Here is a 13328-nt window from a genome sequence, read left to right as displayed (position 1 = left end):
ATTATATGGATCAGCGACTTTCACCGAGCAGGTTTTTCGGCGCCAGGTTCAATGGGCGCGCCCCTTGGGCTTCCAGCACGACGATGTCCTCAATGCGCATGCCCCACTGGTCGTCGACGTAGATGCCCGGCTCAATGGAGAACACCATGCCCTCTTGCAGGACCGTGTCACTGCCGCTGACCAGGAATGGGGGCTCATGCAACGCCAATCCAATGCCATGTCCAAGCCGGTGTGAGAAGTTCACTCCATAGCCCGCCTGGTTGATGCGCCCACGCGCCACTGCGTCCAATTCGCCGGCGGTCATGCCGGGCCGAGCCGTGGATAATGCTTCCAACTGTGCTGCGCGGAGCTCCTCATAGGCAGCGAGGACAGCACGGTCTGGCATGGATTCCACGGCGTAGGTGCGGGTGCAGTCGGAGTGGTAACCGCTGGCCAGGGAACCACCAATATCCACCACAACGGGGTCCCCTGGTTCAAGAACGCGATCAGAGAAATCATGGTGCGGGTTGGCGCCGTTGGGGCCCGAACCCACGATGACAAAGTCGACGGTGGCGTGCTCTTTCAGAATGAGCTGATCAAGCTCATCAGCCACTTCACGCTCAGTCTTGCCAGCGACGAGCAATTCCGGCACAGCAGCGTGGACCGCGTCAATGGCATGCGCGGCCTGCTCCAGCTCGGCGATCTCCTCTGGTTCCTTGACAGCGAAGATGTCGCTCAATACATCGGCTGCGAGAACCGTCTCCCCTATCTCCCCCGCCATCTGCAAACGCAGAACATGGTCAGCGGTGAGTGAAGAACCAAGCGCAACCGGACCATCCGCAAGCAGATCCGCGATCCGTTCGTACGGTTCGTTTCCATCGCGCCAGGTCTCCACCACAACACCGGGGATGTTTCCAACCTCCGCCACTGCGGAGGCATCTGTCGCTGGCGCGAACAGACGGGCATAGCCAGAAGGTGGCACGACTAGAGCAGTGAGCCGCTCATGCGAAGTGGACCACGAGCCGGTGAGGTAGGCAAGCTCCGCGCCGGTGCCGATAATGGCACCACCCAGGCCTGAATCAGAAACTCTCTTCTGAAGCACTGCGATCCGTCGGGCGTAGGTATCAAGCATCATGCCCGCCATCGTAAAACGCAGACGAAAAAGAGGAAGAGTTAGTTGCCGATGGCCACCACACCACGACGAATCGCATCGACTGCCTTGCGTGCATTCTGCTTGATCTCCTCGGAGTAGCCGGTGCGCACGATCTGCTCCAGCAGATCGATGACCTGGCGGCACCAGCGCACAAAATCACCCGGGGTGAGCTCAGCACCCGATTCCGCGGCTGCCGCTAGCGCGTAGCCCAAAGGCGCGCCCGCGCACCACTGGTGGATGGATAGCGCAAAGCTGGGATCCGGAATATTGGTCAGTGGCAGACGATGCCGCTGCTCATCACTGGTCAGCTCCACATGGATCCGGTTGGTTGCGTTCATAGCGTCAGCCATGCGGTCGGTCGCGGCCTCGGGGTACCCACCGGTTGTCTTACGGTTTTCAAACACGCACATGGAGGCGACGCCAGCGAGTTCGGCTGGGTCAAGCTCATCCCAGATCCCGCGCTTGAGGCACTGCGCCACGAGCAGATCAGACACGTTGTGAATACGAGCGAGGCGTTCGCCTTCCTCCGTCACCGTCGGCTCACCATCGATGATCTCCACGTAATCCATCTCCGTGAGCAGCCCGATAATGCGCTCGAAGGTCTTGCCCAAAGTGTCGGTCTGCGCGTTCACATTCGATTGGTTGGAGGCCAGGGCGCGCTCCTCGCGCACGATCTCTTCCCCGATGCGTGCCAAACGCTCACGTTCCGCTGGTGGCCAGGAGTGGACCGGGTGGCTGTGGATAGCGTCGCGAAGCTCAAGCATGCGTTTCGACGGCCTCACGCGTGCCTGCGTCTTCAGTTTCTTCGGTGCCTTGAATCGACCGCGGTTGAGCTCTTGCACAACCTTGCGCGTGTGCTTGCGCGGCTTATGCGCGATGTCGCGTGGCACCTTGATGGAACCGACGACAACTGGTGCGTTAGCAAAAGCAGCGGCGTCAATGCGCCCGGACCAGCCTCGTTCGGTGGTGATCCATGGTCGCGGATCGTCTTTCCGTCCGGCGGGAGCGACAACGGCAGCCAGTTCAGGTCGGCGTTTGGAGGGCAACGCGATGACATCGCCAATCTGCAGCCGGCCAAGCACGCGCTGGATCTCCTTGTTGCGCTCATTCAAAGAGTTCTTCTTGGAGCGCTTCTCCTCTTCCGAAAGGTCCTTGCGCAAACGGGTGTACTCGAGGAGCTCGGCCACATAATCATCGCTTTCATCAAAACCGAGCTCCGCGAGTTCAGTGTTCAATGAGCTCCGGAGGGACTCAATTCGATTCTTCTTCCGCTCAATGTTGCGGACTTCACCGACGACACTGCGGTCAGTCTGGAACTGCGCAAACGACTTCTCAATCAGCCGGATCGAGGCCTCAAAGCCGTTCATTTGCAGCATGTTGATGGCCATGTTGTAGCCCGGCGTGAACAGCGAAATGAGCGGGTACGTGCGCGTCGACGCAAGACCCGCCACCGCGCGCGGGTCCATCGCGGGTGACCACTGCACGACCGCGTTACCAATCGTGTCGATGCCGCGTCGGCCTGCTCGACCCGTCAGTTGCGTGTACTGGCCCGGTGTCAGATCAACGTGCGCATCGCCGTTGAACTTAACCAGTTTTTCCAGAACCACGGTTCGCGCCGGCATGTTGATGCCCAGTGCCAGGGTCTCCGTTGCAAAAACGACGCGCACGAGACCTTGCACGAAGAGCTTTTCGACGATGTGTTTAAACGCCGGCAACAAGCCGGCATGATGCGCAGCAAACCCCCTGGACCACGCGGTGCGCAGTTGGCGGAAGTTGAGAACCTCCAGGTCCTCCTCCGGGATTCCTTCGACCCCTTCATCCGCGATCTGTTTGATCAGTTCTGCTTCCTCCGGGGTGGTGAGCTCCTTGCGGGAACGCAGGCACTGGAACAGCGCTCCATCGCAGCCAGCCCGGGAGAAAATGAACACGATGGCAGGCAGCATGTCGCGGCCTTTGAGGGATTCCACGACCTCCGGCCGACCAACCGGGCGAACACGATCTTGGGTCCGTTGATAGCCACTACGTCCACCACCCGAACGGGAGCGGAAACCACGGCCCTCACGGAAATCATCGCGGCCTTCGTTGGCGGCGCCGGATTCCAAGCGCTCAATGGTGCGCTCTAGATCCTTGTTCACCTGGCCGTCCGTACCTGGTTCAAACAGTGGGAGGATCTTGCGCTGCACCATCATGAACTGATTGAGCGGCACGGGGCGCTTCTCCGAGACGATGACGGCTGTATCACCACGAACCTCCCCCAGCCATTCACCGAATTCCTCGGAATTGGACACCGTTGCAGACAAGCCAATGATGTGCGCGGACTCATCGAGGTTGAGGATGATCTCTTCCCACACCGCTCCCCTGTCACGGTCGGCGAGATAGTGGATCTCATCCATCACCACGTGGGACAGACGATCCAATGCCGGTGATTCGGCATAGATCATGTTGCGCAAGACCTCAGTGGTCATGACCACTATCTCAGCGCTGCCGTTGATGCTCGTGTCACCGGTGAGAAGACCCACTGCATCCGCGCCATGCTCATCAACGAGGTCGTGGTACTTCTGGTTACTCAGCGCCTTAATCGGCGTGGTGTAGAAACACTTTGTCCCTCTTGAGAGCGCCAAAGACACCGCGAACTCACCGACCACGGTTTTGCCGGAGCCCGTCGGAGCACACACGAGTACGCCCCGATCATCTTCTACTGCTTGGCAGGCCTCCACCTGGAAATCATCGAGGGGGAAGCTTTTGGTGGCACGAAACTCGTCGAGATGCGAAGACAATGAGCCGGTTTCCATGTCCCCCACCCTACGTGGTGGTGGTTAGAGAACGTCGTCGAAGTAGCCCGGGGTGTCAGAGGCGTTGTTGATGCCTTCTGAACGCGTTGGTGGAGCAACCGGTGACGGGGCCTGCGGTGCGGGCGAAGCGTGTACAGCCCCCGACGGTCCACCGACAGACGTTGCGGCACCCACTGGTGTCGGCGCGGCGATGGGGCCCGATGCTTCATCGTCTGACAATTCGCCCCATTCATTCTTCTTGGCGCTGCGCTTGTCATGGATACGGCAGAACTGGAACGCCATCTCCACGAGGAAGCACAGCGACAGCGCCAGGACGATCATGGAGAACGGATCCTGGCCCGGTGTCATGAACGCAGCGAAAATGAACAGGATAACGATGATGATGCGGCGCTTGTCCTGCACCTGCTCGTACTGCAACAATCCGGCCAGGTTAAGCATGATGATGAGTAGGGGCACCTCGAAGCTCACGCCGAAGATGACGATGAGTGCGAGAACGAAGTTGTAGTACTCGCCACCGGACAGGGCACCGACTTGGTACTCACGACCGATGGACATGAGCACGTACAGGCCCTGGTCAACGATGAAGTACGCAAGCACTGCACCAGCAACGAAAAGAGTCACTGCAAAGGTGACAAAGGAGAGGGTCCAGCGTCGCTCATTCTTGAGCAGGCCGGGGGTGATGAAGCCCCAGATCTGTAGGAGCCACACTGGTGAGGAAACCACGAGTCCCGCGAGGAAGCCAACCTTCAGGCGCAGCATGAACATCTCAAACGGGGAGGTCGCGATAAGGCGACACGAGCCATCCGAGGTGAGGTCAGCGCGCAACTCCACCGGCAACGAACAGTACGGCCGGCGGATGATTTCTCCCAGGGGCAAGATGTTGCCGGGTGCCCACTGGTACCACATGAACCCGAGCACGGTGCCCACAACGACGGCGGCTAAGGAGATCAGCACCCGGCGGCGCAGCTCCTGCAAGTGCTCAACGAGGGACATGGATCCCTCGGGGTTATTCCGCCTCCGCCGCCTCTTCTTTTGCGGGGATGCGGTGGGCTGAGAAGTCACGGGTTAATTAGCCGGATTAGTCCGCTGGTTCTCCGGGCGATCCCAGAAACCTTCCTCAGCAGAAGACTGTGCAGCCGTGTTTCCGGCGTTTCCACTGGTGAGCTCACGCGGCTGGGCCGGAGCTTGATTCTGGTTCTGGTTGGCAGATGCTTCGTCGTTCTGCATCTCCTTAACCTCGGACTTGAAGATGCGCGCGGAACGCCCAACAGAACGGGCAAGGTCCGGTAGCTTTGCTGCACCGAAGAGCAGAAGGATGACAAAGACAATAAGGAGGATTTCCATCGCACCGAGGTTTGGCATCGGATTTCCTTTCACACAGTGGGGCGAACTATCCCGTCAAGCATAACGCTCAAGGCCAGCTTTTCCACGAGCGGCAAGCTCTTCGGCGATATGCGTTGGCTCGGTGACCGCCACACGGTCAGCCTGACTCAAGCAAAAACGCACAAGCCAGTCATCACTGCCGTACGGCATCGAGGCTACGACCCACCCTCGATCACGCTCGTCGTGGAGCTCAATCTGCCAGAAGTCTGCCAGCCACGTCGCTTCCGGGTGGATGCGAAGCGTGGCAACCTTGGCGTCGCCGAAACCGAAAGGATCAGTCGCGTCGTATACCGGGCCGCCGGGGGTGGATGAGGCGGGCACGGGGGCGTCGATAAGCAATGCATCTTTAATGCGATCGACACGGAAGGTTTTCGCTGCGCCCTCCTCCACTGCGGAGAGGTACGTATTGCCATCGCGATGGAAGATGCCAACTGGGGCGACGGTGCGTTCGCGGGTTGTGTCGGATGTGGCTGAGTAGTAGTTCAGTCGCAGCATCCGACGCTGCGCCAGCGCTTCGGAAATCGTGCCCAATGCACCGGGGGTATCCGGGTGCTCAGCATCAGACACGCCCACATTGCTCATCACTTCACGGATCTTTTGGGCCGCCGAGGTCACCGCAGAGTGGTCAATGAGACCCGGCATTGTTTCCAGCGATTCGAGGGTGAGAAGCAAGGCGTTGGCCTCGGTGGGTGTCAGGCGCAAAGGCGCGTTCATGCCTTGGTCGTCGATGACGGTGACACCCGTCCACTCAGGTGCGAGATCGATCAGTTCCTCCGGGCGTTTACCCACCCCAGACAGCATGAGTCGCTGCAGATCGTCCATCACGTCCGTATGCGAATACCCAAGGTCGCGGGCGATCTCCATCGGCGTCGCGTTCGGGTGCTTATGCAGGTACGGAATGAGATTGAGCGTGCGCACAAGGTGGGAGATTTTCTCCGGGCTGTCCTTCTTCGTCATTGCTCTTCGCCTCCTTGTGCAGCAGCGTGCAGCAATGCCACCACGCTGTCACGCACGTCCGCTGGCTCGTCGACGACCGCGTGTGGTGCGTAACTGGCCACGGTGCGCACGAGCCAATCGCGTTCAACACCTTTGAAGACGAGAGCGCCGTCAGCGCGGGTTACACCAGCGGCCGCGAGTTCAGTGCACGTGCCTGGCTCGATGGTTACCACCGCATCGACAACTGGACCACGCAGGGACTCCTCCACCACCTGTTGCAGCGGCTTGTCAGCTTCAGTGAAATCTGTGACCTGGACTTTGCGGATGTTGGATACGCGTACAGCACGGAAGCTGCGCGGTGCCTGGCGCTCCACATCAAAACCAACAACATAAGCGCGGTTGTTTAGTGCAACGATCCCCCACGGATCCATCGTTCGCGTTTGCACGTCCGCAGTGGGCGAAGGCCTGTAGTCAAAGCGCATTCTGGTTTTCGCACGCACGCACGCGGTAACAGCAGCCACAATGTCTGAGTCCAAGCGCGAAATATCGTTGTCTAAAGCTGCAATGGGAGCCTCATCAAACGTGCGCGTGGCACCAGCAGCGGCAATCTTGGTCCAACCGGAACGCGCGAAAGCACCAAGGCTCCCCTGCGTGCCGAGGTCTCCCGCTAGCCCAAGGACGAATGCTTCTTCATCGGTGAAGGAAATAGGTGGCAGCTCGTACGCGTCCTTGTTCACCCACACCAGGCCGTTTTCCGCACGCGCGGGCACGCCGGCACGCTTCAAAGATACGACATCGCGGGTGATCATGCGCTTGAACGCGACGTCCGTTCGATTCTCATACCCCTCAACGTTGCTGCGCACCCACTCGTACTCGCGGGGACGGTCGGAGCCCAGCAGCGCAAAGGTGAGATTGGTCAGACGTTGAATCGCGGCATCCGCGTTCGGGTGCACAGAGTTGGAAGGTTTAGCCACGAATTCCCCCTAGTGGCGCATCGAGTTCATCGGCGTGTTCACGCATATAGTCCAGCAAACCATCCACGCGGGAATCTGTCACCGCGAACGGATCCTGCAGGTCCACGGTCTGCGGCACGGGACGATCCACCTTGAGGTGAACCCAGTCCACGGTGTGGTGGGCACCGAGCGCACGAGCCTCTTTGAGGAACACCGAACGCAAATGTGCACGCGTAGTCTCCGGCGCTGTGTGCGCGGCGGCTGCAATTGCCTCATCGGTTGTCCACCGCTTGACCAAGCCTTTGCGCTCCAGCAGGTAGAACAGGCCACGCTCGCGGTTGATGTCATGGTAAGCCAGATCGATCTGCGCCAGCTTTGGGTGGGACCAATCCCCGCCGAGGCGCGCACGATAACGCTCCAACAGGTTCCGCTTGATCACCCAGTCAATCTCAGTGCTGACAGGTTCAAAGTCTTGCTTTTCGACGGCCGTAAGCACCCGTCCCCACAGCTCAAGCACGCGGCGCAGCTCCTCAACTGGGGTGCCTTCATCAGGGCGCTGTTCCAGCCAGCGGGTTGCTGCCTCGTAGACGCCACGCTGAATCTCAAGGGCATTCACCGTGGAACCATCCTTGAGCACCAGTGGTGTCTGGCCAGTGGTATCCGCAGCGATTTCCTTGATGTGTTTGATCGGCTCAGCGACGTCGAAAGCCGGAATATCCCACTCGGCCTCGAGCATCTCAATGACCAATTGTGTGGAGCCGATCTTCAAAGCAAAGGAAGGTTCAGCCATGTTGGAATCACCCACGATGACGTGCATGCGGCGGAATCGGCGAGAATCTCCATGTGGTTCATCGCGGGTATTGATGATGGGGCGGGTACGCGTGGTAGCAGACGACACGCCCTCCCACACCTGATCGGCGCGCTGGGAGAGAACGAACTGACCGTTCTTGATCATGCCGGCACCGCACAGCAACTGTCGCGTGATCAGGAACGGCAGAAGGCGCTTACCAAAGTGCTTCAGCGAAAGTCCACGGCTGATCAGATAGTTCTCGTGGGTGCCGTAGGAGTTCCCTGCGGAATCCACATTGTTCTTGAACATGTAGATATCTCCTCCGATCCCCTCCTTCGCCAGAGTTTCCTCCGCCTGCGCAGCCAGGTCGTTGAACAGGAGCTCACCAGCCTTGTCGTGGTTGAGCAGCTGCGTCAGCGAGTCACTCTCAGCCGTGGCGTATTCCGGATGCGCGCCGACGTCGAGGTACAACCGCGCGGCATTATCCGTGAACACGTTCGTGCTCTTGTACTGGGCCACGACGGGCTTGAACAGATAACGCGCAATCTCCTCAGGTCCGAGGACCGCGGAACCATCGCGCATAGCGGTGAGGCCGAATTCGGTTTCCACGCCCATGATCCGGCGTGGGTAGACAACGGGTTGATCCGTCACTACTGGCCACCTTTTTGCACGTAGGAACGCACAAATTCCTCGGCGTTGTTATCCAACAGCGAATCAATCTCATCCAACAGATCGTCAGTGCCAGCAGTGTTGACAGTGACCTGGCCGGCGTCCTGTGCGTCGCCGTCGTCCTCAGATCCACCAGAATGCTTCGTAATGTGCTCTTGAGCCATGTTCTCTACCCTACTTCGCCTGTGTGCCAAGGGCGGCGACGATCTCATCTGCCGTTTCCGCCGTGTCCAAAATGCGGGCCACGTCGTCCTTGGTGAACTTGTCCACCGCGGCAATGGAGATCGTCCGCGGCCCCTGTGCCGTATCAAATTGAATGGTCTGCCAGCTGGAAGACAGCACGTCTGCGCCGAACTTTGCAGCCACGCGGCCACGGAAGTAGGCACGCGAATCTTCCGGCGGATTCGCCGCTGCATTCGCGATCTCTTCCGCGCTGACGAGCGAGCGCATCCTGCCCGCCCGCACGAGCGCGTGATAGAGCGAGGTCTGCGGATCAATGTCCGCGTACTGCAAGTCCACGGCCTTCAACTTCGCGTCGCCCACGTCCACCCCACGCTGGATGAACCCATTGATCAGCGTGTACTTCGCCGCCCAATCAAGCCGATCCGCCGTGCTCAGCGGCTCGCGCTCCAGATCATCGAGGATCTCGCCCCACAAAGAAAGCACTTGCTTATCGACGTCTGTTACCGCCACCACACGATCCCGATACGCCCGCTGGAGGGCGATGGCGGTAGCCGTTGAGCCGTCGATAAGCGTCAGGTTATGTATGAACCTTAGGTCCCGCGAGACTGCTTTGAGTTCTGCAACCGGATCTTGGAGGCGCAGATCACTGAAGTCAACGCCCTGCTCAATCGCATCGAGCACGAGCTTCGTGGTGCCGAGCTTGAGCAGATTCGCGTACTGCGACATGTTCGCATCGCCCACGATGACGTGGAGGCGCCCAAATTGCGTGGCATCTGCGTGGGGCTCATCGCGGGTGTTGATGATGCCGCGGTTAATCGTGGTTTCCAGCGAGACCTCCTGGAAGAAATAATCTGCACGCTGGGAGATCTGAAAACCATCCTCCTCCCCGGCTTCCCCCAAACCCATGCGGCCCGCGCCGGTGAAGATCTGGCGGGTAACAAAGAACGGGATAAGGCCCTGCGTGATCGCATCGAACGGCGTTGAACGCGAGTACTGGTAATTCTCGTGCGAGCCGTAGGATGCGCCCTTGCCGTCAACGTTGTTCTTGTACAGCTTCACCGGTGGGCACGGATCGTGCCCATGAAGGACGGAGACTCCTTCTTCGTAGAGCTCTTGCACGCGCGCGGCTGCTTGGCCCAGAACGATGTCGCCGGCCGCGTCATAGACCATCGCACTGAACGCATCGGAGACTTCCGGGCTTGAGTACTCCGGATGGGCGTGGTCGACGTAAAATCGCGCCCCGTTCTCAGTGACCACATTGGCCACACCCAGCGCATCCGGCGCGACGATGGGAACCGTTTGGTAGCGCTTCAGGTCAAACCCGCGCGAATCCTTCAGCGGGTGTTCATCCTGGTAATCCCAGCGGGCACGAGCCGCCGTGTGCATCGCCGCATACGCCACCACCAAGTGGGTGGAGCTGACAATCGGACTCAAACCCGGCTGGGCGGGGGTGGTGATGCCGTATTCGGTCTCTGTACCCATGAAACGCGTCATGAGAGTTCAGCTTAATAGCCGCCTATCTGTTGAGAGATTCCAGTGCAGCTGGGCTACCGCCAGCGATGATGATGTCGGAGGGCGCGAGCACCGTCCCATTGACCATCGGCATGACATCGCCGTTGTCGTGTTTCATCGCGATGATCTGCACGCGGTGCTTCCGCCAGATCTCCTCCAGGTCCAAGGCAAAGCCGGTAAAAGCATGGGGTGCACTCATCGAGGTCACGCAGTAACCCGGAGTGACCTCGGCGAATTCCCGGAACTTGCCGCCAAGCAGGTGCGCTACACGGCGTCCGGTGTCTCGCTCTGGGTGCACAACGTGGTGTACGCCCAGTTGGCTCAGGATCCGGCCGTGCGGCTCTGAACTCGCCTTCGCCCAAATATCCGGAACACCAGCATCAAGCAGGTGCGAAACCGTGAGGATGGATGCTTCCAGCTGGCTACCCACAGAAACCACGACACACTCAATGTCATCCAGGCCCAGCTGCTCTAGTGCTTCCGGGTCTGTTGTATCTGCCACCACAGCATCGGTGAGGTACGGCGCGTGCTCCTTGACCACGCGACTATCTGCATCGACACCGAGGACTTCCACGCCGTTGGCTGTGAGCTCCGAGGCGAGAGAGATACCAAAGCGACCGAGGCCGATCACCATGACCGGTGGAATGTTAATGCGTCCATGGGAGCGGTGGAACGCGCGAATCTGCTTAGCCAATGAAGGGCCTTTCTTCCGGGTAGCTGTAATGACGATTCAACGTCGATGCGGCTAGCGCTGCAATGAGTGTGACAGAGCCAATGCGACCGAGGTACATGATGAAGCACAGCACAATCTGCGACGGTGCGGACAGCAACGCAGTGATACCAGTGGACAAACCAGCCGTGCCGAAGGCGGAGAGCACTTCAAACACCACCTGGTCACCGGTGAACTCCGGGTCAAAGACTCGCACAGCACCAACACCGAGAATGACAACAGCAAAACCGGCACATGCTAGAGCGAGTGCCTGCCGGGTGGCTGACTCCGGCAACGTCCGTTTACCCCCGGTTGTTTCTTCCCGGCCGCGGAACTCTGAAGCCATGGCAGCCAACAGCACGACGGCCGTGGTGATCTTGATACCGCCCGCGGTACCAGCTGAGCCACCACCAATGAACATGAGCAGGTCCGTGCCCATGAGCGTGATGGGGTGTGCATCCCCAAAATCAATGGAATTGAACCCGGCCGTCCGCGGTGACGCGCCGGAGAAAAACGCATTGAGCAGCTTCTGCCACACGGGCATGTCATCCAGCTGGCCTTCCCATTCCGTACAGGCAATCAACACGGTGCCGGCGAGAAGGAGAAAGCCCGTTGCTGCGAACGTCATCCGCGCCGTCAACGACATGCGGCGAGCGCGCGATGTCCGGTGCCGAACCCGTGATGCTATTTCGGACCACACGGGATAGCCCAAACCGCCGGCGATAAACCCGACAGCAATGGGGAGCAAGATCCAGGCATCCGCGGCAAAGGGAACAAGATTGTCGCTCTCCGTACTAAATCCCGCATTGTTGAATGCTGAAATCGCATGGAAGATGCCTTCCCACGCTGCGCGACCAGACGAATGGTTATAGCCCCACGCAAAGCGCAGGCCGAGGACCAGCGCTATGAGAACCTCCGCAGCCAAGGTAAACAGCACCGTGAAGATCAAGGTGCGCCGCAAACCAGCACCGGACATCGGTCGCCCTTCAGCAGCCCCCGTGCGCCGCGCTTTCAAACTGACCTTGCCTGTCACAACCAGACCAGACAAGGCCGCCAAGGACATGATGCCCAAGCCACCAAGCTGGATGAGCACGATGATCACGCCCTGGCCAAAACCAGTCCAATACGTTCCCGTGTCTTCAACGATGAGACCAGTCAAGGTCACCGCAGAAGTTGCGGTAAACAGCGCCGGCATAAAGGGCGTCCACGTGTCCCCCACAGCGGACACCGGCAGCATCAGCAGCAGCGTGCCCACAAAGATGAGCAACAGGAAGCCCACCGCCGTCATGCGCGCCGGGCTATTCAGCCCGAACGATGGTATAAGTTTCACGAGCGCACAGCCTACTCCTGTAGACCATGCGCTCGTGTGCTTTTCGAGCTATCCCGGGATTTGCTTTTAACGCGTTTTCCGAGCTTTCTGTAGTTGCTTTCACCTGGTTTACTGCCCAAAACATGCTGCTTCGGTCTCAACAGGGGCGACATACCCAAGCGTGACATGTGGCTGTTATTCATTCCGCAAGCTCCTCTACTAGAAGGTTACGATCCTCACTTTCAGATAGTCGCCAAGGTGTCGGCATTCCAAGCGACGAGCCGCAAAACATCACTAGAAGGAAAACCCAAGGACTTGCTACGAACGCCAAGATCCGATCTCTGATGCCGCCTTTTCAAGTTCGCCACCAAACCTTGCCCACAAAGCCGGTTGTTTCACTCTGATCTGATCAAAACCCTCACGAATATCCTGGGCATCAACGCCCCAGCGTCGATCTTGAGCAGGAATGGACGAAATTGCAGCTTCTAGGTTTTCAACCATTCGAGACGCCCAGTGGTCATCTACATCAGCAAATTTTCCGACTGCAAAGATCAACCATGCGATAGTTGCGGATACCTTCTCGGACGAATCAGAATACGACCATCTCTCCACTGACCGTAAACCGCCCCGATGCATTAGGTGAGCCAGAGCAAGAGGAATAGACCTAACAAATTCCGTCTTTATATCGTCTCTACTCTTGCCACTCACCCTCAGGGCTTCGAAGTCGGCTTTTTCAACAAGTTTTACTGCCAAAAATACTCCGGTAAGGACATTGAGCTTGAGGCCACCCGCCGTTTGAGCATCAATACCCTCGGATCGATAAATAAGTTGCGCTGCACACGGGGGATGGATCAGCACGAGATCTGTAAAGAACAAGTGTGTCTGAGGTTACCCTCGTTTAGTGGACACCCAACTTGTACGGATGTTGTGTCCGTAGGAGAGGATGTTCATTGTGAGTCA

12 protein-coding genes are annotated in these 13328 nt (G+C 58.9%); all 12 read right to left on the bottom strand.

What is annotated here, in order from left to right; translation table 11 throughout:
• Positions 1–10: 10 nt before the first annotated feature.
• Positions 11–1114 (bottom strand): M24 family metallopeptidase, encoded by a 1104-nt coding sequence (locus tag QP968_RS02405; protein WP_350309328.1) that lies wholly within the window; start codon positions 1112–1114, stop codon positions 11–13.
• A 38-nt stretch (positions 1115–1152) separates the two neighbouring features.
• Positions 1153–3924, bottom strand: a complete 2772-nt coding sequence (locus QP968_RS02400) for a DEAD/DEAH box helicase (protein ID WP_284854845.1) — start codon at positions 3922–3924, stop codon at positions 1153–1155.
• A 24-nt stretch (positions 3925–3948) separates the two neighbouring features.
• Positions 3949–4917 carry a twin-arginine translocase subunit TatC gene (gene tatC / locus QP968_RS02395; protein WP_284854844.1) on the bottom strand — a complete coding sequence of 323 codons (969 nt, stop codon included), beginning with the start codon at positions 4915–4917 and terminating at the stop codon, positions 3949–3951.
• Between the two features lie 72 nt (positions 4918–4989).
• Positions 4990–5286 (bottom strand): Sec-independent protein translocase subunit TatA, encoded by a 297-nt coding sequence (gene tatA, locus QP968_RS02390; protein ID WP_284854843.1) that lies wholly within the window; start codon positions 5284–5286, stop codon positions 4990–4992.
• A gap of 36 nt (positions 5287–5322) precedes the next feature.
• The gene (locus QP968_RS02385) at positions 5323–6264 is read right to left on the bottom strand and encodes a helix-turn-helix transcriptional regulator (RefSeq protein WP_284854842.1); all 942 of its coding nucleotides are present in this window, start codon (positions 6262–6264) and stop codon (positions 5323–5325) included.
• Complete coding sequence (locus tag QP968_RS02380) at positions 6261–7217, bottom strand: helix-turn-helix transcriptional regulator (protein WP_284854841.1); 957 nt, start codon at positions 7215–7217, stop codon at positions 6261–6263. Before QP968_RS02380 ends, QP968_RS02385 begins: the two co-directional genes overlap by 4 nt.
• Complete coding sequence (gene pafA, locus QP968_RS02375; protein WP_284855101.1) at positions 7210–8601, bottom strand: Pup--protein ligase; 1392 nt, start codon at positions 8599–8601, stop codon at positions 7210–7212. Before pafA ends, QP968_RS02380 begins: the two co-directional genes overlap by 8 nt.
• 35 nt (positions 8602–8636) lie before the next feature.
• Positions 8637–8819, bottom strand: coding sequence for a ubiquitin-like protein Pup (locus QP968_RS02370; protein WP_034663289.1), 183 nt, complete (start codon positions 8817–8819; stop codon positions 8637–8639).
• A gap of 10 nt (positions 8820–8829) precedes the next feature.
• Complete coding sequence (dop, locus tag QP968_RS02365) at positions 8830–10332, bottom strand: depupylase/deamidase Dop (RefSeq protein WP_284854840.1); 1503 nt, start codon at positions 10330–10332, stop codon at positions 8830–8832.
• Positions 10333–10354: 22 nt separating this feature from the next.
• Positions 10355–11044 carry a potassium channel family protein gene (locus QP968_RS02360; protein ID WP_284854839.1) on the bottom strand — a complete coding sequence of 230 codons (690 nt, stop codon included), beginning with the start codon at positions 11042–11044 and terminating at the stop codon, positions 10355–10357.
• Entirely contained in the window at positions 11037–12347 is a 1311-nt protein-coding gene (locus QP968_RS02355) for a TrkH family potassium uptake protein (RefSeq protein WP_284855100.1), read from the bottom strand. Before QP968_RS02355 ends, QP968_RS02360 begins: the two co-directional genes overlap by 8 nt.
• A 339-nt stretch (positions 12348–12686) precedes the next feature.
• Positions 12687–13244, bottom strand: coding sequence for a hypothetical protein (locus QP968_RS02350; protein ID WP_284854838.1), 558 nt, complete (start codon positions 13242–13244; stop codon positions 12687–12689).
• Positions 13245–13328: the final 84 nt, after the last annotated feature.

It is taken from the genome of Corynebacterium sp. MSK041 (assembly GCF_030232265.1).
Lineage (GTDB): Bacteria > Actinomycetota > Actinomycetes > Mycobacteriales > Mycobacteriaceae > Corynebacterium.
The sequence above is the reverse complement of the archived record's forward strand: the minus strand, read 5'-3'. Positions and strand labels throughout refer to the sequence as shown.

Excerpts from the sequence above, each read along its gene's own strand:
- QP968_RS02405 (WP_350309328.1), bottom strand. The coding sequence starts at position 1,114 with ATGATGCTTGATACCTACGCCCGACGGATCGCAGTGCTTCAGAAGAGA.
- QP968_RS02400 (WP_284854845.1), bottom strand. The coding sequence starts at position 3,924 with ATGGAAACCGGCTCATTGTCTTCGCATCTCGACGAGTTTCGTGCCACC.
- tatC (WP_284854844.1), bottom strand. The coding sequence starts at position 4,917 with ATGTCCCTCGTTGAGCACTTGCAGGAGCTGCGCCGCCGGGTGCTGATC.
- tatA (WP_284854843.1), bottom strand. The coding sequence starts at position 5,286 with ATGCCAAACCTCGGTGCGATGGAAATCCTCCTTATTGTCTTTGTCATC.
- QP968_RS02385 (WP_284854842.1), bottom strand. The coding sequence starts at position 6,264 with ATGACGAAGAAGGACAGCCCGGAGAAAATCTCCCACCTTGTGCGCACG.
- pafA (WP_284855101.1), bottom strand. The coding sequence starts at position 8,601 with ATGGGCGTGGAAACCGAATTCGGCCTCACCGCTATGCGCGATGGTTCC.
- QP968_RS02370 (WP_034663289.1), bottom strand. The coding sequence starts at position 8,819 with ATGGCTCAAGAGCACATTACGAAGCATTCTGGTGGATCTGAGGACGAC.
- dop (WP_284854840.1), bottom strand. The coding sequence starts at position 10,332 with ATGACGCGTTTCATGGGTACAGAGACCGAATACGGCATCACCACCCCC.
- QP968_RS02355 (WP_284855100.1), bottom strand. The coding sequence starts at position 12,347 with ATGACGGCGGTGGGCTTCCTGTTGCTCATCTTTGTGGGCACGCTGCTG.